Origin of the sequence: Brachybacterium atlanticum, assembly GCF_025669985.1 — a bacterium.
GTDB lineage: Bacteria > Actinomycetota > Actinomycetes > Actinomycetales > Dermabacteraceae > Brachybacterium > Brachybacterium conglomeratum.
The window spans coordinates 1-25,973 of record NZ_JAKJJW010000031.1; the positions used below are offsets into that span (position 1 = coordinate 1).

The 25,973-nt window shown below is 72.0% G+C and carries 24 protein-coding genes; 15 read left to right on the forward strand and 9 right to left on the reverse strand.

The window, feature by feature from the left end; genetic code table 11:
* Positions 1 to 115: 115 nt before the first annotated feature.
* Positions 116 to 1,366: an aminotransferase class I/II-fold pyridoxal phosphate-dependent enzyme gene (locus L3K22_RS13280; protein ID WP_263311795.1), complete on the reverse strand. Its 1,251-nt coding sequence runs from the start codon at positions 1,364 to 1,366 to the stop codon at positions 116 to 118.
* Between the two features lie 304 nt (positions 1,367 to 1,670).
* A complete protein-coding gene (locus tag L3K22_RS13285; protein WP_263311796.1) occupies positions 1,671 to 2,252 on the reverse strand; it encodes a GtrA family protein in 582 nt (193 codons plus the stop codon).
* 271 nt (positions 2,253 to 2,523) lie between these two features.
* On the opposite strand from L3K22_RS13285, the gene L3K22_RS13290 reads away from it, so the two are divergent.
* From L3K22_RS13290 to L3K22_RS13340, 11 genes are all read left to right on the forward strand, one after another.
* Positions 2,524 to 3,324, forward strand: coding sequence for a hydroxymethylpyrimidine/phosphomethylpyrimidine kinase (locus tag L3K22_RS13290; protein ID WP_263311797.1), 801 nt, complete (start codon positions 2,524 to 2,526; stop codon positions 3,322 to 3,324).
* A gap of 511 nt (positions 3,325 to 3,835) precedes the next feature.
* Positions 3,836 to 4,651, forward strand: coding sequence for an amino acid ABC transporter ATP-binding protein (locus tag L3K22_RS13295; protein WP_308445943.1), 816 nt, complete (start codon positions 3,836 to 3,838; stop codon positions 4,649 to 4,651).
* A gap of 88 nt (positions 4,652 to 4,739) precedes the next feature.
* Positions 4,740 to 5,711 carry a glutamate ABC transporter substrate-binding protein gene (locus tag L3K22_RS13300; RefSeq protein WP_263311798.1) on the forward strand — a complete coding sequence of 324 codons (972 nt, stop codon included), beginning with the start codon at positions 4,740 to 4,742 and terminating at the stop codon, positions 5,709 to 5,711.
* Between the two features lie 87 nt (positions 5,712 to 5,798).
* A complete protein-coding gene (locus L3K22_RS13305) occupies positions 5,799 to 6,497 on the forward strand; it encodes an amino acid ABC transporter permease (RefSeq protein WP_263311799.1) in 699 nt (232 codons plus the stop codon).
* 46 nt (positions 6,498 to 6,543) lie between these two features.
* Complete coding sequence (locus L3K22_RS13310; RefSeq protein ID WP_263311800.1) at positions 6,544 to 7,371, forward strand: amino acid ABC transporter permease; 828 nt, start codon at positions 6,544 to 6,546, stop codon at positions 7,369 to 7,371.
* 142 nt (positions 7,372 to 7,513) lie between these two features.
* Positions 7,514 to 8,383, forward strand: coding sequence for a class II glutamine amidotransferase (locus L3K22_RS13315; protein ID WP_263311801.1), 870 nt, complete (start codon positions 7,514 to 7,516; stop codon positions 8,381 to 8,383).
* 54 nt (positions 8,384 to 8,437) lie between these two features.
* Entirely contained in the window at positions 8,438 to 9,328 is an 891-nt protein-coding gene (locus L3K22_RS13320; RefSeq protein ID WP_263311802.1) for an ABC transporter ATP-binding protein, read from the forward strand.
* The gene (locus L3K22_RS13325) at positions 9,325 to 9,975 is read left to right on the forward strand and encodes an ABC transporter permease (protein ID WP_263311803.1); all 651 of its coding nucleotides are present in this window, start codon (positions 9,325 to 9,327) and stop codon (positions 9,973 to 9,975) included. The genes L3K22_RS13320 and L3K22_RS13325 overlap by 4 nt, the downstream gene beginning before the upstream one ends.
* Positions 9,972 to 10,643: an ABC transporter permease gene (locus tag L3K22_RS13330; protein ID WP_263311804.1), complete on the forward strand. Its 672-nt coding sequence runs from the start codon at positions 9,972 to 9,974 to the stop codon at positions 10,641 to 10,643. The genes L3K22_RS13325 and L3K22_RS13330 overlap by 4 nt, the downstream gene beginning before the upstream one ends.
* Positions 10,644 to 10,704: 61 nt before the next feature.
* Entirely contained in the window at positions 10,705 to 11,655 is a 951-nt protein-coding gene (locus tag L3K22_RS13335) for an ABC transporter substrate-binding protein (RefSeq protein WP_263311805.1), read from the forward strand.
* Entirely contained in the window at positions 11,655 to 12,494 is an 840-nt protein-coding gene (locus L3K22_RS13340) for an SDR family oxidoreductase (RefSeq protein WP_263311806.1), read from the forward strand. Before L3K22_RS13335 ends, L3K22_RS13340 begins: the two co-directional genes overlap by 1 nt.
* A 16-nt stretch (positions 12,495 to 12,510) precedes the next feature.
* Here the strand turns inward: L3K22_RS13340 and L3K22_RS13345 are convergent, their stop codons facing one another.
* From L3K22_RS13345 to L3K22_RS13375, 7 genes are all read right to left on the reverse strand, one after another.
* Positions 12,511 to 13,302: an IclR family transcriptional regulator gene (locus tag L3K22_RS13345; protein ID WP_263311807.1), complete on the reverse strand. Its 792-nt coding sequence runs from the start codon at positions 13,300 to 13,302 to the stop codon at positions 12,511 to 12,513.
* The gene (locus tag L3K22_RS13350; protein ID WP_263311808.1) at positions 13,299 to 13,679 is read right to left on the reverse strand and encodes a cupin domain-containing protein; all 381 of its coding nucleotides are present in this window, start codon (positions 13,677 to 13,679) and stop codon (positions 13,299 to 13,301) included. The genes L3K22_RS13345 and L3K22_RS13350 overlap by 4 nt, the downstream gene beginning before the upstream one ends.
* A 44-nt stretch (positions 13,680 to 13,723) precedes the next feature.
* Entirely contained in the window at positions 13,724 to 14,974 is a 1,251-nt protein-coding gene (locus L3K22_RS13355) for an aminopeptidase P family protein (RefSeq protein ID WP_263311809.1), read from the reverse strand.
* Positions 14,975 to 15,290: 316 nt separating this feature from the next.
* Positions 15,291 to 16,109 (reverse strand): creatininase, encoded by an 819-nt coding sequence (locus L3K22_RS13360; RefSeq protein WP_263311810.1) that lies wholly within the window; start codon positions 16,107 to 16,109, stop codon positions 15,291 to 15,293.
* Positions 16,106 to 17,929, reverse strand: a complete 1,824-nt coding sequence (locus L3K22_RS13365) for a BCCT family transporter (RefSeq protein ID WP_263311811.1) — start codon at positions 17,927 to 17,929, stop codon at positions 16,106 to 16,108. Before L3K22_RS13365 ends, L3K22_RS13360 begins: the two co-directional genes overlap by 4 nt.
* Before the next feature lie 210 nt (positions 17,930 to 18,139).
* Positions 18,140 to 19,498, reverse strand: a complete 1,359-nt coding sequence (locus L3K22_RS13370; protein ID WP_263311812.1) for an MFS transporter — start codon at positions 19,496 to 19,498, stop codon at positions 18,140 to 18,142.
* Between the two features lie 165 nt (positions 19,499 to 19,663).
* Entirely contained in the window at positions 19,664 to 20,326 is a 663-nt protein-coding gene (locus tag L3K22_RS13375) for a GntR family transcriptional regulator (RefSeq protein ID WP_263311813.1), read from the reverse strand.
* A gap of 164 nt (positions 20,327 to 20,490) precedes the next feature.
* On the opposite strand from L3K22_RS13375, the gene L3K22_RS13380 reads away from it, so the two are divergent.
* The 4 genes from L3K22_RS13380 to L3K22_RS13395 are packed head-to-tail and all read left to right on the forward strand — an operon-like array spanning position 20,491 to position 25,818.
* Positions 20,491 to 21,708 (forward strand): sarcosine oxidase subunit beta family protein, encoded by a 1,218-nt coding sequence (locus tag L3K22_RS13380; protein ID WP_263311814.1) that lies wholly within the window; start codon positions 20,491 to 20,493, stop codon positions 21,706 to 21,708.
* A gap of 34 nt (positions 21,709 to 21,742) precedes the next feature.
* The gene (locus L3K22_RS13385; RefSeq protein WP_263311815.1) at positions 21,743 to 22,192 is read left to right on the forward strand and encodes a sarcosine oxidase subunit delta; all 450 of its coding nucleotides are present in this window, start codon (positions 21,743 to 21,745) and stop codon (positions 22,190 to 22,192) included.
* Positions 22,185 to 25,139 (forward strand): FAD-dependent oxidoreductase, encoded by a 2,955-nt coding sequence (locus tag L3K22_RS13390; RefSeq protein WP_263311816.1) that lies wholly within the window; start codon positions 22,185 to 22,187, stop codon positions 25,137 to 25,139. Before L3K22_RS13385 ends, L3K22_RS13390 begins: the two co-directional genes overlap by 8 nt.
* A complete protein-coding gene (locus L3K22_RS13395) occupies positions 25,129 to 25,818 on the forward strand; it encodes a sarcosine oxidase subunit gamma (protein WP_263311817.1) in 690 nt (229 codons plus the stop codon). The genes L3K22_RS13390 and L3K22_RS13395 overlap by 11 nt, the downstream gene beginning before the upstream one ends.
* The last annotated feature ends 155 nt before the right edge of the window (positions 25,819 to 25,973 follow it).

Here is a 25,973-nt window from a genome sequence, read left to right on the forward strand (position 1 = left end):
GAGGACACCTTCGAGCTGCTCGGCAACGAGCTCGGCTACAAGATCGAGATCGTCTCCCCGGAGGACGCGGAGCGCGACCGGGTCGGCGGCGTCGACCCACCGGGCCGTCGACCACTCAGCGGCGGGGCGCCGCCCAGCTCTCGAGCCGCTCCAGCGCCTGCTCGATCGTCGCGCGCGACTTGCAGAAGGCGAGCCGCAGGTGCGAGGAGGCGTCGCCCGCCTCGCCGTCGCGGTAGAAGGCCGACAGCGGTATCGCGACCACCCCGGCCTCCTCGGGGAGGCGCTCGGCCAGGGCGCGGGCGTCGCGCTCGCCGAGCGGGCCCGCGTCGGCGACGGTGAAGTATCCGGCCTCCGGCACGCTCACCCGGAAGCCGATCCGGCGCAGCCCGTCGGTGAGCAGGTCGCGCCGAGCGCGCAGGTCGGCGGCGAGGTCGTGGAAGACCGTCGGATCCAGACGCAGCCCGGCGGCGACCGCGGGCTGGAAGGGAGCGCCCGAGGCGTAGGTCAGCCACTGCTTGACCCCGGTGATCGCCGTGATCAGCTCGGGCCGCGCCGTGATCCAGCCGATCTTCCACCCGGTCACGGCGAAGGTCTTGCCCGCCGAGGAGATCGAGATCGTGCGGTCCTGCGCCCCGGGCAGCGTCGCCGGCGGCAGATGGGCGGGGCCGAAGGTGAGGTGCTCGTAGACCTCGTCGGTGACGATCAGCGCATCGTGCCGCTCCGCCTCCTCGACGATCGCCTGCAGCGCCTCCACCCACAGCATCAGACCGGTGGGGTTGTGCGGCGTGTTCACGAGCACCAGGCGGGTGCGCTCGGAGAACGCCGCGCGCAGCGCGTCCCGGTCCACGTCCAGCACCAGGTCCCCGTCGTCGGCCGCCGAGCCGGTGTCTGTGGCGGAGCCCGGCCGGGAGGTGATCGGGACGGTGCGGTGCACGCCGCCCGCCAGCGCGATCAGCGCCGCGTACTGGTCGTAGAACGGCTCGAGCGTGATCACCTCGTCGCCCGGCTCGACCAGCGCCAGGATCGTCGCGGCCAGCGCCTCCGTCGCCCCGGTCGTGACCAGCACCTCCGTGGCGGGATCCCAGCGCAATCCGTACCAGCTCGCCTGGTGCTCGGCCACGGCCTCGCGAAGCTCCGCCTCGCCCGCACCCGGCGGGTACTGGTTGCGGCCGCGCCGGATCGCGTCGATCGCCGCCTCGGCGACCAGCGCGGGCGGGTCGTCGTCGGGATAGCCCTGCCCGAGGTTCAGCGCGTCGTGGGCGGCGGCCTTCGCCGACATCTGCGCGAACACGGTGGGTTGTGCCTGCCCGCCCACGAGCAGGCCGGCAGCGGCGGCGGCACGGGTCCAGGGACCGGAGGAGTTCATGGGTCCGAGTCTCTCAGAGCTGCGGAGCCGTACGGCGGCGATCGCGGTGCATGGGCACCCGGCGTGCTGACTGCGCATGCTCGCAGGGCGTCGTGACTGTGCGCTCGCACCAGGCATGCGCGCCGCGCAAGCGCCCAGGGCAGTGACGTTCTGTGCCCGTGGCGACTCATGTCGGCGCGCGCATGAGTCGCCGGGGGTACAAAACCTGGCCTGGCCGTGGGGAGGGGAGGAGCCGAGGGGCCGGGCCGCATCGGCGGAACCGAGCGGGACGAGACGTCAGCGGCGGGGCCGAGCGGCCCGATGCTCAGCGGCGGGGGAAGACCAGCCGCCCGTAGGTGACGTAGCGGAACGAGGTCGAGACGATCTGGCCGATGAAGGTGCCGGAGATGTTGTCCGCGAGCGGTGAGTCCAGTCCCAGCACGTACCGCGAGAAGGCAAGGCAGGCGAGCTGCAGCCCCGTCGCGATCACGTTGACCAGGATGAACAGCATGATCGAGCGGGTCGTGTCCGGGCGGGGCCGATCCCCGAAGGTCCACAGCCGGTTGCCCAGATAGGTCAGGCACGAGGCGACCGCGATCGTGAGCACCTTCGCCGTGAGCGGGCTGCCGTGCATGAGGCCCTCGCCCCAGCCCTGCGTGGGATGCCAGAACACCAGCAGGTTGTACATCGCGGCGTCCAGCAGGAACACCAGTCCGCCGACGACCAGGAACTTCAGCGTCGAGCGGAGGTGATCGTCGACGAGCGCGCCGGCGTGGCCACGGAGGGTGCGGCGGGTCCCGGCCGACGTCGCGGGGGAGTGCTCGGCCGTCCCGCCCTCGGACAGGGAGAAGCCGCGGAGCGTGGTGGACGGAGCGCTGCGCCCCGTCGTCTCGTCCGGCGACAGCACGCCCGGCACTGTACCGGACCCGGTACCATCGTGGACCTGCCGCAGCGACGGGTCGGCGGCGCCGCACGCGGCGCCCGGCCCTGGGAGCGCGCGGCACCGACCGCTGCGACGGGAGGCGCCCCCGAGGGGTGCGCCGGCCCTGGGAGCGCGCGGTCACGTCGCCCGACGGCGCCCGTCCCCGGACGGCACCCGTCACGAGGCGGAGCCCGTCGGCCCCCGCGCCGCGGACCGCCCCGGCGACGCCGACGCACACACCACGAGAAAGGCCCCCATGACTCACGTCGCCCTGACCATCGCCGGCTCCGAGGCCTCCGGAGGTGCCGGTGCCCAGGCGGACATCAAGACCTTCCACCAGCTCGGCACCTTCGGCGCTGCGGCGCTGACCTGCATCGTCTCCTTCGACCCGAAGAACGACTGGAGCCACCGCTTCGTGCCGCTCGAGCCGCAGCTGATCCTCGACCAGATCGAGGCGAGCACCGCGGTGCACGACATCGACACCACGAAGATCGGCATGCTCGGCACCCCCGCCACGATCGAGACCGTCGCCGGGGCGCTCGCCGAACGGTCCTTCACCAACGTCGTGCTCGACCCGGTGCTGATCTGCAAGGGCAACGAGGGTGGCTTCGCCCAGGACACCGACGACGCGCTGAAGGCGAAGATCCTGCCGCTGGCCACCTTCGTCACCCCCAACCACTTCGAGACCCTGGCGCTGTCCGGCATGGAGAGCATCGAGACCGTCGAGGACCTCGCCGAGGCCGCGAAGCGGATCCACGAGACCTTCGACGTGATCGTGCTGGCCAAGGGCGGGGTCGTGCTCGAGGGCGAGGACGCGGTGGACGTGTTCCACGACGGCGAGCAGACCGTCGAGCTGCGCAGCCCGAAGGTCGGCCAGGAGCGCGTGAACGGCGCCGGCTGCACCCTGGCCGCCGCCGTCACCGCCGAGCTCGCCAAGGGCGCCACCCCGCTCGAGGCCGCCCGCACCGCGAAAGCCGTGGTCACCAGCTCCATCGAGAACCGCCAGAAGGGCCACACCCCCTTCGACTCCGTCTACCAGGGCAAGTACCAGGGCTGACGGGCCCCGGGGCCGGGCAGGCGGATCTGCCCGCCCAGGTCATCACGCCGCCCGGAAGCGGCGCTGCCCGCACCGAGTGCTGCATATGGACCGCCACCAGGGCCCGGCGACGGTCCACATGCAGCACTCGATCACGTCGGACGGGCCGGGCCTCGCCCCGAGCCCGGTCTGCGGCCATCGAGTGGGGATTCCGCGGGCTGTGGCCGGGCAGTCTGCGTCGGGCCGGGCAAGGCAGCCTGCGACGGGTCGGGTCGGGTCGGGTCGGGTCGGGTCGGGTCGGGCTGGGCCGCGTCGGGCAGAGCAGTCCGGGTCGGGTGACCGACAGGGCGGTCGCCCGCAGCTGCGGCGTGGTGAAACGCAGCCGCAGCGCGGGCAGACGGGCCCGGAGCGGGCGAAGGAGCCGCGGAAGAGGTCCAGCAGACGGTCCCGGAACGGTCACGAATGCATCCCGACATCCGGTCAGCGCTCCCCTCATGTGGACAGATGTCGCCGGGGGAAGCATTCTCGGAGCATGAACGAGCGCACCACGCCGCCCGACGCCGACGTCGCGGGGCAGGACCCGACCCGCCCCGCGGGGGCTCCCCGCACCGGCGAGCCCCTGATCTCCGTGCGCGGCGTCGACAAGCTCTTCGGCGACTTCCAGGCGCTGAAGGGCATCGATCTCGACATCCACCGCGGCGAGGTCGTCGCCCTGATCGGCGCCTCCGGCTCCGGGAAGTCGACCCTGTGCCGCTGCCTGAACCGGCTGGAGACCATCAGCGCCGGGGAGATCACCATCGACGGGGAGCGGCTGCCCGAGGAGGGAAGGGAGCTCACCCGACTGCGCGCCGACGTCGGCATGGTGTTCCAGAGCTTCAACCTCTTCCCGCACCTCAAGGCGATCGACAACGTGACCCTCGGCCCGCGCAAGGTGCGCGGCGTGCCCAAGGCCGAGGCGGACCAGCAGGCGATGGAGCTGCTGGAGCGCGTGGGCCTCGCCGACAAGGCGAACTCCCTGCCCACGGCGCTGTCCGGAGGTCAGCAGCAGCGTGTGGCGATCGCCCGCGCACTGGCGATGAAGCCCAAGGCGCTGCTCTTCGACGAGCCGACGTCGGCCCTGGACCCCGAGGTGATCAACGAGGTCCTGGACGTCATGGCGGAGCTCGCCGAGGCAGGGATGACGATGCTCGTGGTCACCCACGAGATGGGCTTCGCCCGCCACGTCTGCGACCGCGTGGTCTACATGGACGCCGGCGAGATCGTCGAGGAGGGCGAGCCCGAGCAGTTCTTCACCGCCCCGCGCAGCGACCGCGCCAAGGCCTTCCTGTCCAAGATCCTCGCGCACTGACCCCGGCGCAGTCCGACGCTCGCGCCTCCGCCCCCTCACACCCCGACCCCCGCTCCGCCGGGAGCGCACGCAGAAACCGGAGAAATCCATGAACCCCACGAGCTTCCGCCCCCGCCGCCGGGCCGTCGTCGCCGCGGCGGCCGCCCTCCCCCTGGTGGGACTGGCCGCCTGCTCCTCCGACACCGGTGACGGCCCCGACCTCGGCGGCGGCTCCGACGGCGGCGGCGAGGGCTCGGCCTTCGTCGACGTGATCGCCTCCGGTCCCGTCGCGGCCGACGACGCGATCGCCGGCAGCGCCTGGGCCGCCGCGATCAAGGAGAAGGACCAGCTGATCCGCGGCGGCACCGTCGCCAACCAGGTCTTCTCCCTCGCCTCGACCACCGGCGGGCAGCCCACCGGCTTCGACGCGGGCATCACCCAGCTGCTGGCGAAGTACATCCTCGGCGAGGGCGGCGAGGAGAAGGTCGAGTACATCGACACCACCGTCGAGACCCGCGAGACCCTGGTGCAGAACGGGACCGTGGACTGCGTGATCGCGACCTACTCGATCACCCCCGAGCGCCTCGAGGTCATCGACTTCGCCGGCCCCTACTACCTCTCCGGCACCGCCATCCAGGTGCGCACCGAGGACGCCGAGACGGTCGCCGGGCCCGAGGACCTCACCGGCAAGAACCTCGTCACCCAGGCGAACTCCACCGGCATCCAGGCGATCGAGGAGTTCGTGACCGACCCCGGCGATGTCCAGACCCTCCCGGACAACGAGTCCTGCGTCGCCGCGCTCAAGCAGGGCCGGGCCGACGCCTATGTGCTCGACCAGGGCGTCCTGCTCGGCAACTCCGCCGCGGACCCCGAGGTCACCGTCGTCGGCGAGCCCTTCGTCGACGACCCCTACGGCGTCGGCCTCGCGAAGGACGCCGAGGGCGCGGTCGACTTCGTCAACGCGTTCCTCCAGGAGATCATCGATTCCGGCGCCTGGGAGAAGCTGTGGACCGCCACGATCGGCGAGGTCATGGACACCGAGGCCCCTGAGCCGCCCGTCCCCGGCGAGCTGCCCTCCTGACCGGCTGAGCCGCCCGGCCGATGGACGGGCCGCTGGCCCGTCGGCCGTCCCTGATCCCCCGTCCCCGATCGCACCGAGAGGCCCCTGATGGACGCCATCCGCGAGAACATCCCGCTGCTGCTGCAGGGCATCGGGACGACCGTCGCACTGACCGTGCTCGGCTACGTGTTCGCGCTCGTCGTCGGCACCGTGATGGCGGTGGCGCGGGTCAGCCCGATCCCGCCGCTGCGCTGGGCGGCGACCGTGTACGTCGAGATCTTCCGCAACATCCCGCTGCTGAGCCTGCTGATCCTCATCTCCTTCGGCCTGCCGGACGTCGGGCTGCGCCTGCCCTACTTCTGGTGCGGCGTGCTGGGACTGACCCTCTCGTCGGCCGCGTTCGTGTGCGAGAACGTGCGCTCGGGCATCAACACGGTGCCCGTCGGCCATGCGGAGGCGGCCCGCTCGATCGGGCTCGGGTTCTTCGGCACGCTGCGCTACGTGGTGCTGCCGCAGGCGTTCCGCTCGATGGTGCAGCCGCTGGTGAACGTGTTCATCGGCACCGTGATCGGCTCGGCGCTGTGCTCGGCGATCGCGGTGCAGGAGGTCACCTGGGTGACGCAGACGCTGAACATCCGCTACGCCCAGGCGGTGCTGATGTTCCTCATCGCCGGCGCCGTCTATCTCGTCCTCTCCCTCGGCGGTGCGGCGATCGGCGGGGCGATCGAACGTGCCGTCTCCCCGGGCGGTCGCGACCGCTCGCGCGCGAGCAAGGCGCTCGACGTGACGGCAGGAGCCCAGGCATGATCGCGCGTCGACGAACTGCGAGGAACGAGCGGGAGGAGATGCGCCCATGAGCACGACGTCGTCCACCGCCACCCAGGTCCTCTTCGACGCGCCCGGCCCGAAGGGCCGTCGGCGCATCCTGCTGCTGTCGATCCTCAGCGTGGTCGCGATCCTGGCGCTGCTCGCGGGGGCGCTGTGGCAGTTCCAGTCCAACGGCCAGCTCGACCAGAACAAGTGGATCGTCTACCTGCGGGTGGACTACCTCGCCTTCCTCGGCCAGGGCCTGTGGGGAACCCTCAAGGTCACGGCGCTCGCCGCCGTGGTCGCCTTCCCGCTCGGCCTGCTGCTGGCCCTGGCGCGGCTCTCCCGCTTCCGGGTGCTGAGCATGCTCGCCGCGGTGTGGATCGAGTTCTACCGCGGCATCCCGATGCTGCTGGTGGTCTACGCATTCCTGCTGGCCCTGCCCGCCTTCGGCGTGACCTTCCCGCGGTTCTGGATGCTGGTGATCCCGATGATCCTGGTCTCCTCCGCCACCACCGCCGAGGTGTTCCGCGCCGGGATCAACGCCGTGGACCGCGGACAGCACGAGGCGGCCGCCGCGATCGGGCTCTCGCGCCGCGATGCGATGACCTCGGTGATCCTGCCGCAGGCGGTGCGCCTGGTGCTGCCGAGCCTCATCCTCGCCCTGGTCACGCTGCTGAAGGACTCGACCCTCGGCTACGTGGTCAGCTACAACGAGCTGCAGTTCCAGGGCAAGACGCTCGTGTCGATCACCCGCTACCTGGTGCAGACGTACCTGGTGGTCTCGGTGATCTACATCGTCATCAACTTCCTGCTCACCCGGATCGCGCTCGCGCTGGACGCGCGGATGAAGGCCCGCGCCGCCGCGGGCTGAGCGCAGCGGGGCGGGCTCCGGCCGCACCGGCTCGTCCCGTCGGCCGTCTCGTCCCGTCCCTCGAGCCGTCCCGTCGGCCGACCGGCGCGACCGCTGTCCCGTCGGCCGCCCCGCCCTCGCCCCCTCCAGGAAGGCCTCTCCCATGTGCCGTCTGCTCGGCGTCGTCTCCCGCGGCGCGCTCCCGCTGCCCGAGGCGGTGCCCGACGAGCTGCCGCTGTTCACGGCGCTCTCCGAGCGGCACAAGGACGGCTGGGGCGTGGCCTCCTATCCCGCGGGCACGGGGGCCGACGGGGGCGACGACCCCGCCCCGATGCTCCCGCTGCTGCGCCGCGGCACCGACACCGCCCTCGCCTCGAACGACTACGGGGACGCGGTCGCGGAGGCGCGCGGCGAGGTGATCGTGGTGCACCTGCGTCGGGCGAGCGTGGGCCTCGCGCTGACCCCCGAGAACACCCACCCCTTCGTCGAAGGGGAGATGACCTTCAGCCACAACGGCCAGTTCGACCTCTCCGACGAGCTGCGCGAGCGGATCCTCGCCCGCGGCGGCCGCACCCCGCTGGGCACCACCGACTCCGAGCTGTTCCTCTCGCTGATCACCGCCTGGGCGGGCGAGCTCCCCCCGCGGGAGGGGCAGACGGACTGGGCGCTCGCGATCCAGCACGCGGCCGCCGAGCTCACCGCGCTGACCACGGAGCTCTTCGGCCGCCCGCCCGAGTCGCTGAACTGCCTGCTCACCACGCCCGGCACGCTCGTCGCCTTCGCCCAGCACGACCCGCCCCAGGCCCCCGAGGACCAGCCGGGCGAGGTCTACGACCTGCGCTGGCGGGCGGATCACGACCGGGTGCTGATCTCCTCGACCGGCTATCCGCAGGAGGGTTTCGCGACCCTCGCACAGGGGGCGGCGCTGACCGTGCACCGCGGCAGCCTCCGAGTCGAGGAGAATCCGCCGCTGGGTCTGAACGCGGCGGACCGATCGGCCTGGCACGACCCCGCGCGTCGGGTCACTCGATAGGGTTGGTCCCTCCGGCAGTGACAGCTCGTCGGCCCGACCATCCTGGGAGGCCCCGTGATCGGTTTCGAGAACGTCCGCAAGGAGTATCCGGGCGGCACGCTCGCGGTCGAGGACTTCACCCTCGAGATCGCCTCCCACGAGGCGGTCGCGCTCGTGGGCACCTCCGGCTCCGGCAAGACCACCCTGATGCGCATGATCAACCGCATGGTCGACCCCACCTCCGGACGCGTCACGATCGACGGCGAGGACGTCGCGGCGATGGACCCGGTGCGACTGCGCCGCTCGATCGGCTACGTCATGCAGGCCTCGGGCCTGCTGCCCCACCGCACCGTGCTGGACAACATCACCACCGTCCCCGTGCTGCGCGGCACCGCGAAGGGCGCCGCGCGTGAACGGGCCCGCGAGCTCATGGACACCGTGGGTCTCGACCCGGAGCTCGCCTCCCGCTATCCCGCCCAGCTCTCCGGCGGCCAGCAGCAGCGCGTCGGCGTCGCCCGCGGCCTCGCCGCCGACCCGAACATCCTGCTCATGGACGAGCCCTTCGGCGCCGTCGACCCGATCGTGCGCGAGGAGCTGCAGAGCGAGCTGCAGCGCCTCCAGCGCGATCTGCGCAAGACGATCGTCTTCGTCACCCACGACATCGACGAGGCCTTCCGCATCGGCGACCGCGTCGTGATCCTCCGCCCCGGCGGCCAGATCGCCCAGGTCGGCACCCCGCAGGAGATCCTCGCCGACCCGGCCGACGACTTCGTGGCCAGCTTCGTCGGCGCCGACCGCGGCGCCCGCACCCTGCACGTCGAGCATGTCGACGGCCGTGACGTCGTCGTCGACGCGGACGGGCGCGCCGCCGGGGTGCTCGCCGGCGCCCCCGCGGCCGACGGGACCGGCTCGCATCGGGCCGACGGGGGCCGCGAGGGCGAGCGCGGGCAGGAGCGGCCCCGGTGAGCTGGGTCCTCGACAACCTCGACGTGATCGCGGGATACACCGGCGCGCACCTGGTCCAGGCGCTGCCGCCGATCCTGCTCGCCTTCGCGCTCTCCCTGCCGCTGGCGAAGCTCGCGAACTCCCGCGGCTGGCTGCGCACCGGCGTGACCACCACCGCCGGGCTGATGTACGCGATCCCGTCCCTGCCGCTGTTCGTGCTGCTGCCGGGCCTGATCGGCACCGGCGTGCGCAGTCCGCTGAACATCGTCGTCGCCCTGACCCTCTACGGCCTCGCGCTCATGGTCCCCACCGCCTCCGACGGCTTCCGCTCCGTCTCCCGCGATGTGCTCGGCTCCGCGACGGCCCAGGGCTTCGCCCCGGCCGCCCGCTTCTGGCAGGTCGAGCTGCCGCTGGCCGGGCCGGTGCTGCTGGGCGGGGTGCGGGTCGTCGCGGTCAGCACGATCTCGCTGGTCACCGTCGGCGGTGTGCTCGGCGTGCCGAGCCTGGGGATGCTGTTCGTGGACGGGGTGCGGCGAGGGATCGTCGCCGAGATCGCCGCCGGCGTCGTCGCGACCGCCGCCCTCGCGCTGCTCACCGATGCGCTGCTGGTGCTGCTGGGCCGGGCGCTCATGCCCTGGCACCGAGGGCGGAAGGAGGGCAGGCCGTGAACGAGAACCCCTTCGCCGGCGCCCTCGAATGGCTCTCCGACCCGGTGCGCTGGACCGGGCCGTCCGGGATCCCCCTGCGCACCGCCGAGCACCTCGGCTACACCGCGCTCGGCGTGCTGGTCGCGGCGCTGATCGCCGTGCCCGTCGGGCTGTACGTCGGCCACACCGGCCGGTTCAAGGGCCTCGCCGTCGGCGCCGCGGGCGCGGCCCGCGCCCTGCCCACTCTGGGCCTGGTGACCCTGTTCGCGCTGCTGGTGGGGATCGGGCTCACCGCGCCGCTGCTCTCCTTCGTGATCCTCGCGATCCCATCGCTGCTCGCCGGGGCCTACTCCGCCGTCGAGTCCGCAGACCCAGCGACAGTCGACGCCGCCCGCGCCCAGGGCATGACCGAATGGCAGATCCTCACCCGGGTCGAGCTCCCGCTGGGGATGCCGCTGCTGGTGGGCGGGGTGCGCGGCGCGACCGTGCAGGTCGTCGCCACCGCCATGCTCGCCGCCTATGTGGGCAGCGGCGGCCTGGGCCGATACATCTTCCAGGGCCTCGGCTCCCAGGACTATCCGCAGATGATCGCCGGGTCACTGCTGGTCATCGTGCTCGCGCTCGTGCTCGACCTGGCCCTGCTGCTGCTCCAGCGCGCGACCGCGCCGCGCGGGACGGCGACAGCATGAGCCCCGACCGTTCCCTCCCCGCCGCACGCTCCGTCCGACCTCACCTCCCAGGAGAACCCTCATGAGCATCCACAACACCCGTCGTCACCTGCTGGGCGCCCTCGGCGCGGGCGGGCTCGCCCTCGGCGCCGCGGCCTGCGGCAGCTCCGACCCCTTCGAGGAGGACGGCGGCTCCGGCGCCGCCGGCTCCGACGGCGGCGGCGAGGCCCCCGCGGGCACGCTCGCCATCGGCTCCCAGGCCTACTACTCCAACGAGATCATCGCCGAGCTGTTCGCGCAGGTGCTCGAGAAGGCGGGCTTCACCGTCGACCGCCAGTACCAGATCGGCCAGCGCGAGGTGTACATGCCCGAGCTCGAGGCCGGGTCGCTGGACCTGCTGCCCGAGTACCTCGGGAACCTCCTGCAGCACTACGAGTCCGACGCGGGCTCCGCGAGCCCTGAGGAGATCCGCTCCTCCCTCGAGGAGGCCCTGCCGGAGGGGCTGCGCGTGCTGTCCTTCGCCGAGGCCTCCGACCAGGACTCGTACACCACCACCTCCGACTTCGCCTCCACGCACTCCCTCAGCGCGATCGGCGACCTCGCCGGCGTCGAGGAGGACCTGAAGATCGCCGCGAACAGCGAGTTCGAGACGCGGCCCTACGGCCCCGAGGGCGCGAAGGCGGTGTACGACGTGGACATCGCCGTGGTGCCGGTGGAGGACTCCGGCGGTCCGCTGACCGTCCAGGCCCTCCTGGACGGGGACGTCCAGCTCGCCGACATCTACAGCGCCGATCCCTCCATCGCCGAGAACGACCTGGTGGTGCTCGAGGACCCGGAGTCGATGATCCTGCCGCAGAACGTGGTCCCCGTCGTCTCCGAGAAGATCGACGAGCAGGCGGCCGAGGCGATCGAGAGCGTGATCGCCGAGCTCAGCGCCGACGACCTCGTCGAGCTGAACCGGCAGAGCGTCGTGGACCAGGCCTCCAGCGCCGACATCGCCACCGGCTGGCTGACGGAGAAGGGCCTGCTCTGATGCGCATCGTGGTCACCGGGGCGAGCGGCAAGGTGGGCGGCGAGGTCGCCCGCCTGCTCCACGGGGCGCCCGGGGTCACGCTGCGCCTGGTCGGCCGGAGCCTCGAGCGCCTCCCCGCGCTCGAGGGCGTCGAGCAGGCGCAGGCCGGGTTCGGCGACGCGGACGCCTGCGCCGCCGCCTTCGACGGGGCCGACGCGCTGCTGCTGGTCTCCGCCGGCGAGGCCGAGGACCGGCTCGACCAGCACCGGACCGCGATCGACGCCGCCGCCCGTGCCGGGGTCCGGCACGTGGTCTACACGTCCTTCCTCGGCGCGTCCGATGACGCGGGCTTCACCCTCGCCCGCGACCATGGCGCGACCGAGGAGATGCTGCGCGGCTCGGGGATGGCCTGGACGTTCCTGCGCGACAGCTTCTACGCCGACGTGCTGCTCGATTTCGCCGGCGACGACCGGGTGATCCGCGGCCCGGGCGGCACGGGACGCTGTGCCTTCATCGCCCGCCGCGACGTGGCCGAGGTCGCCGCCCGGATCCTGCGCGACCCCGCCCCCTACGCCGGGCGGGCGCTGGACCTGACCGGCCCGGTCGCGGTCAGCCTCGCCGAGGCGGCGCTGCTGATGACGCGCGCGACGGGGGAGGAGTACGAGTACGTCGACGAGTCGATGGCCGAGGCCCGCGCCTCCCGTGCCCCCTACGGCGCATCGGACTGGCAGGTCGAGGCGTGGATCAGCACCTACACCGCGATCCGCGACGGCGAGCTCGATCTCGTCTCCGGGCACGTCCAGGAGGTCCTGGGGCGGGCACCCCGCGACCTCGAGGAGGCGGTCGCCGACCCGCTGTGAACGGGGGAGGGGCTCCTCAGCCCGGGCTCACCGCGCCGAGCCGGCGCGAGATCGCATCGGCCGCGGCACGGGTCCGGGCGGCGAGCTCCGGGAGCTGCTCGGCCCCGGCGCGGTAGAAGGGCGCCGCGAGGAGCACGGCGCCGGCGACCTCCCCGCGGTGGTCGCGCACCGGCGCGGAGAGGGAGACCTCGTCCTCGGAGGTCTCGCGGTCGTTGAGCGCGTACCCCTGCTCCCGCACCCGGGCGAGCCGCTCCATGTAGTCGCCGGTCTCCCAGCCCTCCTCGAGACGGATCGTGCCGGCAACGACCAGGGCCTCCGCTACGGCGGGCTCGAGGGCTGCGAGGAGCACCTGCACGGTCGAGCTCAGCGCCGTGCGGTAGTGGCTGCCGAGCACCGAGGTGTGCTTGATCTGATGGCGGCTCGGGACCTGCTCCACCGTCACCGACGCCGCACCGTTCCAGACCGCGAGCGCGGAGGTCTCCCCGGTGCGCTCGGCGAGCTCCTGCAGGTCCTCGAGCGCGACCCGGCGCACGTCGAGCTCCGCCAGCAGCGGCCCGGCCACGGCGATCAGGCCCAGGCCCAGCCGGTAGCGGCGGGAGGCCTCGTCGCGCTCGACCACCCGCTCCTGCTCGAGGGTCGACAGGATCCGCGAGACGCTCGACTTGTGCAGGCCGACCTGCTCCGCGATCTCGGTGACGCCCTGCTGCGGATGCTCCACGGTGAAGCAGCGGATGATCCGCAGGACGTTGACGATGACGGAGGCGCCGCGGCCGCTCTCGGAGCGCTCCTGCTCGTTGGTGCTGGTCATCCTCGAATCCTATCGGCGCTGTCGTCCCCAGGAGCCTCGCCGCGGGAGACCGTGTCGGTGGAGGGCTCGTCGCGGGAGGCCGATTCGGCGTCGCGTGCGGCGAGGGCCTTGCGGTACGAGCCGAAGCCGCTCATGTCGAAGTGCCCCGTCGGCCCCCATGCCACGAGCACCTGCAGCGGCTCGTCGCCCTCGCAGGCCAGGTCGTGCTCGATGCCGGCCGGGGCGCGCAGCGCATCCCCGGGACCCAGCAGATGCGTCTCGCCCTCCTGGCGGATGCGGGCCCGGCCGGAGGGGACCAGGTAGATCTCCTCGAGCGCCGGCTCGTGATGCGCGTGCATGCCCTCGTGGGCGCCGGGGACGAGGACGCCGGCCGGCATCGTCCGCGGGTGCGGTGATGCCGGCCGGCGTCCCCTGTGCCTGATCAGGCCGGGATGATGTTGTGCTCCGGGCCGAAGGGGAACTTCGTGATGTTCTCGGCGCCGTCCTCGCCGACCACGAGGATGTCGTGCTCGCGGTAGCCGCCCGCGCCGGGCTGGCCCTCGGGCACGGTGATCATCGGCTCCATCGAGACGACCATGCCCGGCTCGAGCACCGTGTCGATGTCCTCGCGCAGCTCCAGGCCGGCCTCGCGGCCGTAGTAGTGCGAGAGGACGCCGAAGGAGTGGCCGTAGCCGAAGGTGCGGTTCGGCAGCAGGCCGTAGCCGATGTAGATCTTGTTCAGCTCATGGGCGATGTCCTTGCACACGGCGCCGGGCTTGATCAGCGCGATGCCGGCGCGGTGCACCTCGACGTTGATGTTCCACAGGCGCAGAGACTCCTCGTCGGGCTCGCCGAAGAACAGCGTGCGCTCGAGGGCCGTGTAGTAGCCGGTGGGCATCGGGAAGGCGTTCAGCGACAGGATGTCGTGCTCCTGCACCTTCCGCGTGGTGGCCCAGTTGTGGGCGCCGTCGGTGTTGATGCCGGACTGGAACCACACCCAGGTGTCGCGCACCTCGCGGTGCGGGAAGGTCTTCGCGATCTCGCGGGTCATGGCCTCGGTGCCGGCCAGCGCCACCTCGAACTCCTGCACACCGGCGTGGACGGCGTTCCTGATCGCCTCGCCGCCGATGTCGCCGATCCGCGCGCTCTCCTTGATCACCGCGATCTCCTCGGCGGACTTGATCATGCGCTGGCGCATCGCGTCCTGGGAGACGTCGACCAGCTCGGCGCCGGGGAAGGCGTCCTGGAGGCGGCGGAGGATCTGCAGCGTGACGGTGTCGTCCTCGATGCCCAGGCGCCTCGGGTCGGTGATCCCGCGCTGGGCGAGGGCCTGCTGGAGCGCGTAGTAGAAGTTGTCGCGGTTCCAGTCGGTGTAGACGATGTTCTCGCCGTAGCTGGTGCGCCAGGGCATGCCCGCGTCGATGTTCGCGGTGATGGTGCAGGTGTCGTCGGCGGTGACGACCATGCCGTAGGAGCGGCCGAAGTACGTGAACAGGAAGTCCGAGTAGTACTTGATGCCCTGGTAGCTGGTGAGGATCACGGCCTCGAGGTTCTTCTCGGCCATGATCCTGCGCAGGCCGCTGAGGCGGCGCTCGAACTCGGCGTCGGAGAAGGTCAGCTGCTGCTTCTCGCCGTTGTGGAGGACCTTGAGGCGCTCGAGGTCGTTGACGGAGGTTGCGGTGGTCGCGGTCATGATTGTCTCCTTCGGCGGGGCACGGAACGGTACGTGGCCTTGGTGGTTGTCTTGAGTGCAACCGTGTTGCGCCAGTGTTGCGCGTGAGGGGCGTCACGTCAAGCGGTTCGGGGGGAAGTTGCTGACCCGTGATGGTGGGGCGGGCGGCGGCGGGATCGGCGATGCAGACGGGACCGACGGGATGATCGACCCCGCCGGGGCGGACGAGGTCGACGGGGCCGACGAGCTCGACGGGTCTTCGGGGCCGCCCGGCCGCCCGGAGGACGACGAGCCCCGCCCCTTGCCCGAGGTGGACGCGGAGCGAGGCTCGTGGAGGTCAGAGCCTGAGCTCGGTGCGCAGCTCCGCCGCGAGGTCCGCGACGGTCTGCGTGAACAGCAGCTCGCCCTTCTCGGCGCTCGCGCCGTCGGGCGCCGAGAGGCAGCCGGTGTCCGGCGTCCGCCCGGGCACGACCGGCAGGCGGTCGAAGCGGTACGGCGCGGCGGGCGGATGGCTCACCGCGCGGTCCATGTGCACCAGCTCCGGGCGCAGGTGCAGCAGCAGCGCGGTCTCCAGCACCCCGCCGTGCTCCACGTCCCAGCCGGGGAACCCGTCCGGGTAGACCACCTCGAGCGTCGGCGCGGAGACGTAGTCCCAGTAGGACAGCAGCATCACCGACTGCTCCGCGCCCGGGGTCAGGCCCAGGTCGCGCAGCGCCAGGTCCGCGCCCTCGTAGAGGAACTGCGTGTTCTCGTAGTGACCGTTGAGCACCACCACGTGTCGCACGCCCTGGGCGAGCAGGCCCCGGATCAGCTGGCGCGCCTGGGCGATGAGCGCATCGGCGTCGAGGCTGAGCGTGCCCGGCAGGTGGTTCCCACCGCCCGAGCGCTGCTGGGACTTGTACCCGAGCGTGAACGGCTCGAGCACCTTCGCCCCGATCCGCTCCGCCGCCGCCGTCGCGACCGCCGTGGAGAGGATCGCGTCGGTCCCCAGCGGCAGGTGCGGGCCGTGCTGCTCGAACGCCCCGGTGGGCAGGATCGCGACGGCGCTCCCGCCGTCCACCCACTCCTCGTACTCCCGGGCGGTCATCGTCGCCAGGCGCACGGTGCGGGCGGGCCCGTCGGCCGACGGGAGGTCGGGCGTGGTGGGCTCTGTCATCGGTAGTCATCCCTTCGGTCGTCGTGCCGGCGGATCGTCTGCGGGGGCACGAAGGTGCCCTCGCCGACGCCGCGCTTGGGGTCGGGGATCCCGTCCTCGTCGACGAACTCGTCCTCGGGGCGGGGCTCGGGGTCGTTGATCTCACGCTCGGTCCGCACGACCGCGGCGTTGCGGCTGCGCAGTCGCCGGATCAGGTTCGCGATCATCAGGATGATCACGAAGGAGAACGGGAAGGCGCCGATGATCGTGCCGGTCTGGACGGTGTCCACCACGGCCGCGCCGCCGAGGGACAGCAGCACCGCCGCGACGGTCGCGATCGAGATCACGAGCACCACACGGAAGGCAGGGCCGGACTTCTTGGGGGCCGAGACGAACTCCGCCAGCGCGTAGGTGCCGGAGTCGAGGCTGGTCACGTAGTAGGTCGCGACCAGCACGGTCGCCATGATGATGAGGAGGATGCCGATGCCCGGCACCATCTCCAGCATCCGGAACAGCGCCACCGAGAGGTCATCGTTCACTGCCTCGGAGATCGCCAGGCCGTTCTGGTCGTCGTAGCGGATGCCGGCCGAGGCGATGACCGCGGTCCACACCATCACGATCAGCGAGGGCACGATCGTCACGCCGAGCACGAACTCGCGGAGCGTGCGGCCGCGGGAGATCCGGGCGATGAAGCCGGCGACGAAGGGCGAGAACGCGATCACCCAGCACCAGATGAACACGGTCCACGGGCCGTTCCAGAGCTCGTCCCAGGGGGCTCCGCTGCCGGCGGCCTCGGCCTCGGTCCAGAAGCTCATGGCCGGGAAGGAGGCGAATAAGCCGCCGAAGGTCTGGAACATGTTCGAGAGGATGAAGATCGTCGGCCCGAAGACGAACACGCCGACCACCAGCACGATGCTGAGCACGGAGTTCAGCTCGCTGATCCGCTTCATGCCCTTGTTCACGCCCATGAAGGCGGAGACGGCCGTGAGCGTGCCGAGCACGACGATCACGATCATCCAGACCAGGGGGCCGGAGGCGACCCCGGTGAAGGCGTTCAGGCCCGAGGAGAACTGCATCGCCGCGAAGCCGAAGGAGGTCGCCAGTCCCAGCACGGTCGCGATGATCGCGAGCAGCTCGATGACCACGCCGGCGGGGCGGCGCACGGCCGAGGGGAGGATGTCGACGGTCGCCTCGCGGAAGGTGAGGGTCTTGCCGAGGTTGTGGTGCGAGTAGGCCAGGCAGATCGCGACCACGCAGTACATCGCCCAGGCGGTGGGACCCCAGTGGAAGTAGGTCCAGATGATGCCGGACTGGCCGGCGTTGCCCATGTCCGAGGCCACCGGGGCGCCGTCGCGCAGCATCATCGGCTCGGCGAGGGACCAGAAGATCAGCCCCACGCCCTGCCCGCAGGCGAAGAGCATCGAGTACCAGGCGAAGTTGCCGTGGGCCGGCCGGGCCTTCGGGCCGCCCAGGCGGATGCGGCCCAGCGGGCTGATGCACAGCCACACGCAGACCGCCACGGCGATCAGCGAGTAGAGCACGAACCACCAGGTGAATCCGCCGGTGACGAAGGAGCGCAGGTTCGAGATGAGGTTCGCGGAGGCGTCGGGTGCGAGGATCACCGCGATGACGACGCCGACGATCAGCAGCGGCGGCAGCACCATGATGATCGTGCGGTCCAGCGCCGGGATCTGGAATCCGCGGAAGCGGGGGAGGTCGACCGTGCGCTCATCGGCGCGGGAGGCGCCCTCGGGCGTCTCCGCCGCACCGTCGCGGTTCTCGGGCTCCGGGGGCGAGGACGGGTCCTCGGCGCCGGGATGGTTCGTCTCTGTGGTCGTCATGGGACACCCCTCGGGATGGTCGGTGCGGCCGGGCCTACGGCGATCGTTCTCGATTGCTCGACGGTCCGCGGGACTGATTCCCCTGCACTGTTGCGTTGACCGCAACTTGGTTGCCCAAGCGTTCACGTGGCGGCGGTCACAGTCAAGGGGGTTCTGGGGCGCGGCGCGCCGCGCGGCACCTGTGAGCCGCCCACGCGACGTGTCGGGCGCTCAGGGGGCGGCGAGCTGCTCCTGCTCCTCGCGGGCGGCCTGTTCCCGGGCGGCCTTCGGATCGTACGAGTCGCCCTGGAGGATCAACGCGACCAGCCCGAGCAGCGAGAGCCCCATGATCAGGAAGGCCGGCGAGTACGAGTTGTCCGTGACCGAGATCAGCCAGGTCGCGATGAACGGCGCGGTGCCGCCGAAGATCGCATTGCCGAAGTTGAAGGGGATCGCGAAGCCGGAGAGGCGCACCTGCGGCGGCACCGCCTCGACGAAGTAGACGGCGAAGGTCGAGTCGTTGAGGCTGAACAGCGCCACCAGCGAGATCTGGATCAGCAGCACGCCGAGGAAGCCGGACTGCCCCAGCAGCACGAAGGCCGGGTAGCTCAGCAGGATGAACCCGATCGCGTTGATCAGCAGCAGTCGACGCCGGCCGAAGGTGTCCGAGAGCCAGGCGCCCACGAAGATCAGCGGCAGGTAGAGCACCAGCGCGAGCGAGAGGATCAGACTCGACTGGAAGGCCGTCAGCCCCAGCTCCACCTCGATGTAGGTGGCCATGTAGGTGAGCACCAGGTAGTAGCCGCTCGCGTTCACGGCCATGATGAAGACCATCCGCAGCATCGAGGGCCAGTGGCCCTTGATCAGCTCGAGCAGCGGCGCGGTCGCGACCGCCTCCTCCTGCTCCATCTGCGCGCGCACCGGCGAGTCGGAGACCTTGCGGCGGATCCAGCGCACCACGACCGTGAGCACCGCCGCGGCGAGGAACGGGATCCTCCAACCCCACTCCTGCACGGCCTCCTCGGGCAGCAGGCCGTTCAGCAGCGAGGCCATCACCGACGCGCCGAGGAAGCCGGCCGACGTCGCGATCGGGACGGTCGAGACCCAGCGGGCGCGCTTGTGCGCCGGTGCGTGCTCGGCCAGCAGCACCGCCGCGCCCGAGTACTCGCCCGCGGCGCAGAAGCTCTGCAGCATCCGGGCCGCGAGCAGCAGGATCGGGGCGGCGAGCCCGATCGTGGCGTAGCCGGGCAGCACGCCGATGGCGAAGGTCGCCAGCCCCATGCCCACGATCGTGAGGGTGAGCGTGCGCTTCGGACCGATCTTGTCGCCGAAGTGGCCCCAGAACAGCCCGCCGATGGGGCGGACCAGGAACGACAGCGCGAAGACGCCGAAGGTCTGCATCAGCGCGATGCCCGGGTCGGTGCTCGGGAAGAACACCTGGGCGATGGTGGTGGCGAGATAGGCGTAGCTGGCGTACTCGAACCACTCGATGAAGGTGCCCAGGCCGACGGTGCTGAGCGTCAGCCTGACCTGGCCGCGCTCGAGCCGTGTGGCCGCGGCCGCGGTCGCATGGGAGGAAGTGCTGGACATGGGGACTCCTGTCTTCCTCCCGCCGTTGGGAGGTCGGAGGCGTCGGCCCGCTCGGAGCGCGACGCGGGGAGGGGCGCGCGACGGCGAGCGTGCGCGTTGCGTTCAGTACAACCGAGTTGCCAGAATGCCCTGTGGGCTGGGTCACGTCAAGGAGGTCGGCCCGCCTCAGAGCACCGTGCGGATGGAGGACTCGAACCCCGCGACGTGCTGCGCGACGAGCTCGGCGGCGCGGTCGTCGTCCCCCGCGAGCATCGCGTCGAGCATCTCCCGCAGCTCGGTGACGTGCGAGGTCAGGCCCGGCAGGCGGTGCATCGCCACGCACCAGATGCGGGTGGAGAGGTTGTCCAGGCGCAGCAGCGTCTCGGCGAGGTAGACGTTCCCGCAGGCGCGGTAGATCGCGCGGTGCACGCCGACGTCGACCTGCAGGGCGTGGCGCGGGCCCGCGGTCTCGGGCTCGGCCTCGAGCGCGTCGAGGGAGCGCAGCGACTCCTCGAGGGCGGCGCGGGCCGAGGGATCCTGGTTCGTGGTCGCGGCGCGGACCGCGACCGGCTCGAGCGCCGCGCGCACCTGGGTGATCGCCGCCAGCGCCGTGATGTCGACCGTGGTGGCGAAGGTGCCGCGGCGGGGATAGGTGACCACGAGGTGGTCGAGCTCGAGGTGCTTGATCGCCTCACGCACCGGGGTTCGGCCCACGCCGAGCCCCTCGGCGATCCGGCCCTCCTGGAGCGGCTCGCCCGGGGCGATCTCGAGCATGATCAGCCGGTCGCGCAGGGTCAGGTACGCCTGCTCGGCGAGCGAGGCGGGGGAGGTGCCGAGGGGCGTGGTCATCTCTGCTCCTGAGCGTCGGGGCGGCCGGTATTGACACCGGATGTGCCCCACCCTACAGTGAGCGATCAGTGATATATCAGTCACAGTCGACTGGTCGACACACGCTCCGTCCGGCCCACGGCCGGCGACGGCGCGCCCCGTCCCCTTCTGCGAAGGAACCCTCCATGGCCGACCTTCTTCCCGAGCATCCCGATTTCCTGTGGCACTCGCCCGAGCCGAGGTCCGGCTACGACGTCGTGATCGTCGGCGGCGGCGGCCACGGCCTCGCGGCCGCCTACTACCTGGCCTCCCGCCACGGCATCACGAACGTCGCCGTGCTCGAGCGCGGCTGGCTGGCCGGCGGCAACATGGCCCGCAACACCACGATCATCCGCTCGAACTACCTCTGGGACGAGTCGGCGATGATCTACGAGGCCTCGCTGAAGCTGTGGGAGCAGCTGCCCGAGGAGCTCGAGTACGACTTCCTGTTCAGCCAGCGCGGCGTGCTCAACCTCGACCACACCCTCGGCGACGTGCGCGGCTCCGTGCGCCGCGTCAACGCCAACAAGCTCAACGGCGTGGACGCCGAATGGCTGGACCCGAAGCAGGTCAAGGAGGTCGTGCCGATCCTCAACATCTCCGAGGACATCCGCTACCCCGTCCTCGGCGGCACCTACCAGCCCCGAGCCGGCATCGCCAAGCACGACCACGTCGCCTGGGCGCTCGCCCGCAAGGCCGACGAGATGGGCGTGCACATCATCCAGAACTGCGAGGTCACAGACGTCATCGTCGAGAACGGCCGCGCCGTCGGCGTCGAGACGACCCGCGGCCGGATCGACGCCGGGAAGGTCGCACTCGCCGCGGCCGGACACTCCACCGAGGTCTCCGAGACCGCCGGCGTGCGCCTGCCCGTCCAGTCACGGCCCCTCCAGGCCCTGGTCAGCGAGCTGTTCGAGCCGGTCCACCCCGCCGTCGTGATGAGCAACCACGTGCACGTCTACGTCTCCCAGGCCCACAAGGGCGAGCTCGTGATGGGCGCGGGCGTGGACCAGTACAACGGCTACGGCCAGCGCGGCGCCTTCCACGTCGTCGAGGACCAGCTCGCCGCCGCCGTGGAGCTGTTCCCGATCTTCTCCCGGGCCCGCGTGCTGCGCACCTGGGGTGGGATCGTCGACGTCACCGCCGACGCCTCGCCGATCATCTCGAAGACCGAGGTGGACCAGCTGTACGTCAACTGCGGCTGGGGCACCGGTGGCTTCAAGGCCACCCCCGGCGCCGGCTTCGCCCTCGCGCACACGATCGCGCACGACGAGCCGCACGAGATCAACGCGCCCTTCACCCTCGACCGCTTCGAGACGGGCCACCTCATCGACGAGCACGGCGCCGCCGGCGTCGCTCACTGACCGCGCCCCGTCCCCACGACCCCAGGAGGCCACCATGCTCCTCATCGACTGCCCCCACTGCGGGCCCCGCAACGAGGTCGAGTTCCACTACGGCGGCGAGGCCCACGTGCCCTACCCCGAGGACCCCTCGGCCCTCGACGACCGCGAGTGGTCCCGCTACCTCTTCTACCGCGCCAACACCAAGGGCATCCTCGCCGAGCGCTGGCAGCACTCGGCCGGTTGCCGCAAGTGGTTCAACGCCCTGCGCGACACCCGCACCTACCGCTTCGAGCGCATCTACCCGATGGGCTCCCCGCGCCCCGACCTGCCCGGCCCCGAGAAGGTCCCGGCCGACGCCGCCGAGCCGGACCGCTTCGCCTCGATGGCCACCACCGAGGGACGCACCGACGGCTCCCTCGCCGCCCCCTCCGCCGCCGGCAGCGCCGCCGACGGCTCCACCCCTGCCCGTGAGGCTCGCACCGGGAACGAGGACGACCATGCCTGAGAACCAGACCCCCCGCCGCGGCCCCGCCCACGGGGTCGACCCCGCACGGCCCCTGACCCTCACGGTCGAAGGCCAGACGCTGCCCGCGCTCGCCGGCGACACCGTCGCCAGCGCCCTGCTGGCCGCCGGTCGCCTGACCGTGGCCCCCTCGATCTATCTCGCCCGCCCCCGCGGCCTCATGGCCGCCGGCCTCGAGGAGACCAACGCCCTGATCACCGTCCACGACCGACGGGAGGACGGGACCGACGAGTCGATGCTCCCGGCCACCGCGGTCGAGGCCGTCGACGGGCTCGAGGCGAGCCTGCTCAGCGGGCTCGGCACGCTCGACCCGCGCGAGGACCGCGCCTACTACGACCACAAGCACGTCCACACCGACGTGCTCGTCGTCGGCGCCGGCCCCGCCGGACTCGCCGCCGCCCGCGAGGCCGCCCGCTCCGGCGCCCGCGTCATGCTGCTGGACGAGCAGCCCCTCGCCGGCGGCTCGCTGCTGTCCTCGCGGGGCCTGCGGATCGACGACCAGGACGCCATGGACTGGGTCGATGCGACCGTCGCCGAGCTGCGCCGCACCGAGGACGTCACCGTGCTCGAGCGCACGAACGTCTTCGGCAGCTACGACTCGAACTACATCACCGCCCTGCAGAAGCGCACCGACCACCTCGGACTCCCCGCGGAGGGCGCGGACGACGGCCGCCCCGGCGTCTCCCGCCAGCGCGTCTGGCACCTCCGCGCGAAGCAGGTCGTGCTCGCCCCCGGCGCGATGGACCGCCCCGTCGTGTTCGCGCACAACGACCGCCCGGGCGTCATGCTCGCCGCAGCCGTGCAGACCTACCTCAACCGCTTCGGCGTCGCCGCGGGCGAGGACGTCGCGGTGCTGACCACGAACGACTCCGCCTGGGAGCTCGTCGCCGATCTGTACGACGCGGGCGTGCGCCTGCCCGTCGTGCTCGACTCCCGCCCCGAGCCCAGCGCCCGCGCCGCGGCCGTCCTCGAGGCGACCGGCGTCGACGCCCGCTTCGGCTGGTCCGTCGTGGACACCGTCGGCGGCGGCGACGGGGACCGCCTCACCGCGGTGCAGATCGCGCCGCTGGGCGCCGACGGCGAGATCGCCGGCGAGGTCGAGACCGTCGCCGCGGACCTCCTCGCCGTCTCCGGCGGGCTCTCCCCGCTCGTGCACCTGCACTCCCAGCGCCAGGGCCGGATCCAGTACGACGAGGCACTGACCTCGTTCGTCGCCGTCCCCTCGGTCGAGGACCAGCACCTGGCCGGCTCCGTGCTCGGCACCGCCGACCTCGCGGACGCCCTCTCCCAGGGAGCCGAGGCCGGCGCCGCCGCCGCGACCGCCGCCGGACACCCGGTCACGGCGAGGGCCCCGCGGGCCGAGGCGTCTGCCCCCGTGGCACCGGCCCGGCCGCTGTGGCTCGTGCCCTCCCCGGACAGCGGGCCCGTCTCCGCGGCGACCGAGGACCCCGAGCAGTGGCGCGAGCACTTCGTGGACCTGCAGCGCGACCAGACCGTGCGCGACGTGCTGCGCGCGCTGGGCGCGGGCATGCGCGCGGTCGAGCACGTCAAGCGCTTTACCTCGATCAGCACCGGCGCCGACCAGGGCAAGACCTCCGGCGTCGCCGCGATCGGCGTGATGAGCGTGCTGCTGGGGGAGGAGGACCTCGGCGGAATCGGCACCACCACCTACCGGGCGCCCTACGCCCCGGTGAGCTTCGCCGCCCTCGCCGGACGCCGCCGCGGGCAGATGTTCGACCCCGCCCGCATCACCTCCATCCACCAGTGGCACCTCGAGCACGGCGCCGTCTGGGAGGACGTGGGCCAGTGGAAGCGACCGCGATACTTCCCGCAGGGCGGGGAGGACATGGACGCGGCGGTGCTGCGCGAGTGCGCCGGCGTGCGCGACTCCGTCGGCATGATGGACGGCACCACCCTCGGCAAGATCGAGATCCGCGGCGCGGATGCGGCGCGGTTCCTCAACCGCATGTACACCAACGGCTTCCTCAAGCTGCCGGTGGGCAAGGGCCGCTACGGCGTGATGTGCGGGCCCGACGGCATGATCATGGACGACGGCGTCACGCTGCGCGTGGCAGAGGACCACTTCTTCATGACCACCACGACCTCGGGCGCCGCCCTGGTGCTCGACCACCTCGAGGAGTGGCACCAGACGGAGTGGCCGGAGCTTGACGTGTCCATGACCTCGGTGACCGAGCAGTGGACCACGATCACCGTCGCCGGCCCCCGCTCCCGCGACGTGATCGCGAAGGTCGCCCCCGACCTCGACGTCTCCCAGGAGGCGTTCGGGTTCATGGAGTTCCGCGACACGGTCCTGGCCAGCGGCATCCCGGCCCGGATCCCGCGGATCTCGTTCTCCGGCGAGCTCGCCTTCGAGATCAACGTCGACGCCTTCTACGGGCGGTCCGTGTGGGAGGCCGTGCACGAGGCCGGCCAGGAGTACGGCATCGTCGTCTACGGCACCGAGACCATGCACGTGCTGCGCGCCGAGAAGGGCCTGATCATCGTCGGCCAGGACACCGACGGCACGATCACCCCGCAGGACGCGAACATGTCGTGGATCATCGGCGCCAAGAAGAAGGACTTCGTGGGCAAGCGGTCCCTGGACCGCCCGGACTCCGTGCGCGAGGACCGCCGCCAGCTCGTCGGCCTGCTCAGCGACGACGGCAGCACGCGTCTCGAGGAGGGCGCTCAGATCGTCGACGCCGACACCCCGATCACCCCCGAGGACGGGCCCGTGCCGATGATCGGCTGGGTCTCCTCCTCGTACCTCTCGGCGGCTCTCGACCAGCCGTTCGCGCTCGCCCTGGTCGACGGCGGCCTCGGTCGCATCGGCGAGAAGGTCCGCTCCCCGCAGGGGGACCGGATCATCGACCTGACCATCACCTCTCCCGTGCTCGTCGACCCCGAAGGAGCCCGCCGTGACGGCTGACAGCACCACCCCGACCACCTCGATGGACGTCCTGGAGCCGCTGCGCGCGGCCCCCGCCCGCCATCTGACCGACCTGATGGAGGGGGCCGCCGTCACCGGGACGCGCGCGGTGACCCTGCGCGAGCACGAGTTCGCCGTGCAGATCGGCCTGCGGGCCGTGCCCGGCGAGCAGGGCGCGACGGCGCTCGAGTCCGTGCTGGGCGTGCCGCTGCCGACGGCGCACGGCGAGGTGACCGGCGACCTGGACGGCCTGCACGTCCTGCGCCTCTCGCCGGACGAGTTCCTCGCCGTGGACGTCTCCCGCCGGCAGGAGCCCGGCGTCGAGGCGCCCTACCAGGAGGCGCTGGAGGAGGGGGTCCCCGGACAGGCCGTGGACCTCTCCGCCAACCGCACCGTGCTGGTGCTGGAGGGCCCCGGCGCCCGCGAGGTGCTCGAGAAGAGCGTCGCGCTGGACCTGCACCCGCGCGAGTTCGGCGTCGGCCGAGCCGAGGCGACGCTGCTGAGCACCATCCCGGTGGTGCTCGTGCGCAGCGGCGAGGAGACCTGGCGGATCCTGCCCCGCGCCTCCTTCGCGGACCACATGGTGCGCTGGCTCGTCGACGGCATGACGGAGCTCGGCTCCGCCTGCCCGGAGGAGGAGTCCGCGCAGCGCTCGGTGCGCCCTGCGCAGCACCCCTGAGCTCGCGCGCGGCACGGCGCGAGGGGCCGACGGGATCCGTCCGTCGGCCCCTCGCGCCGTGCCCGGCTGCTCCCAGCGAGTCCCCGCACCGCGGTGAGCAGGCCGTTCGACCGCCCGGTCGTTGCGGCGTGACATCGCGCAGCTCACGAGGCAGG

What these genes read in the sequence shown, in the direction of transcription:
- L3K22_RS13280 (WP_263311795.1), bottom strand. Translation starts at nt 1,366, where the DNA reads ATGAACTCCTCCGGTCCCTGGACCCGTGCCGCCGCCGCTGCCGGCCTG.
- L3K22_RS13290 (WP_263311797.1), top strand. Translation starts at nt 2,524, where the DNA reads ATGACTCACGTCGCCCTGACCATCGCCGGCTCCGAGGCCTCCGGAGGT.
- L3K22_RS13295 (WP_308445943.1), top strand. Translation starts at nt 3,836, where the DNA reads ATGAACGAGCGCACCACGCCGCCCGACGCCGACGTCGCGGGGCAGGAC.
- L3K22_RS13300 (WP_263311798.1), top strand. Translation starts at nt 4,740, where the DNA reads ATGAACCCCACGAGCTTCCGCCCCCGCCGCCGGGCCGTCGTCGCCGCG.
- L3K22_RS13305 (WP_263311799.1), top strand. Translation starts at nt 5,799, where the DNA reads ATGGACGCCATCCGCGAGAACATCCCGCTGCTGCTGCAGGGCATCGGG.
- L3K22_RS13310 (WP_263311800.1), top strand. Translation starts at nt 6,544, where the DNA reads ATGAGCACGACGTCGTCCACCGCCACCCAGGTCCTCTTCGACGCGCCC.
- L3K22_RS13315 (WP_263311801.1), top strand. Translation starts at nt 7,514, where the DNA reads ATGTGCCGTCTGCTCGGCGTCGTCTCCCGCGGCGCGCTCCCGCTGCCC.
- L3K22_RS13335 (WP_263311805.1), top strand. Translation starts at nt 10,705, where the DNA reads ATGAGCATCCACAACACCCGTCGTCACCTGCTGGGCGCCCTCGGCGCG.
- L3K22_RS13340 (WP_263311806.1), top strand. Translation starts at nt 11,655, where the DNA reads ATGCGCATCGTGGTCACCGGGGCGAGCGGCAAGGTGGGCGGCGAGGTC.
- L3K22_RS13345 (WP_263311807.1), bottom strand. Translation starts at nt 13,302, where the DNA reads ATGACCAGCACCAACGAGCAGGAGCGCTCCGAGAGCGGCCGCGGCGCC.
- L3K22_RS13350 (WP_263311808.1), bottom strand. Translation starts at nt 13,679, where the DNA reads ATGCCGGCCGGCGTCCTCGTCCCCGGCGCCCACGAGGGCATGCACGCG.
- L3K22_RS13355 (WP_263311809.1), bottom strand. Translation starts at nt 14,974, where the DNA reads ATGACCGCGACCACCGCAACCTCCGTCAACGACCTCGAGCGCCTCAAG.
- L3K22_RS13360 (WP_263311810.1), bottom strand. Translation starts at nt 16,109, where the DNA reads ATGACAGAGCCCACCACGCCCGACCTCCCGTCGGCCGACGGGCCCGCC.
- L3K22_RS13365 (WP_263311811.1), bottom strand. Translation starts at nt 17,929, where the DNA reads ATGACGACCACAGAGACGAACCATCCCGGCGCCGAGGACCCGTCCTCG.
- L3K22_RS13370 (WP_263311812.1), bottom strand. Translation starts at nt 19,498, where the DNA reads ATGTCCAGCACTTCCTCCCATGCGACCGCGGCCGCGGCCACACGGCTC.
- L3K22_RS13375 (WP_263311813.1), bottom strand. Translation starts at nt 20,326, where the DNA reads ATGACCACGCCCCTCGGCACCTCCCCCGCCTCGCTCGCCGAGCAGGCG.
- L3K22_RS13380 (WP_263311814.1), top strand. Translation starts at nt 20,491, where the DNA reads ATGGCCGACCTTCTTCCCGAGCATCCCGATTTCCTGTGGCACTCGCCC.
- L3K22_RS13385 (WP_263311815.1), top strand. Translation starts at nt 21,743, where the DNA reads ATGCTCCTCATCGACTGCCCCCACTGCGGGCCCCGCAACGAGGTCGAG.
- L3K22_RS13390 (WP_263311816.1), top strand. Translation starts at nt 22,185, where the DNA reads ATGCCTGAGAACCAGACCCCCCGCCGCGGCCCCGCCCACGGGGTCGAC.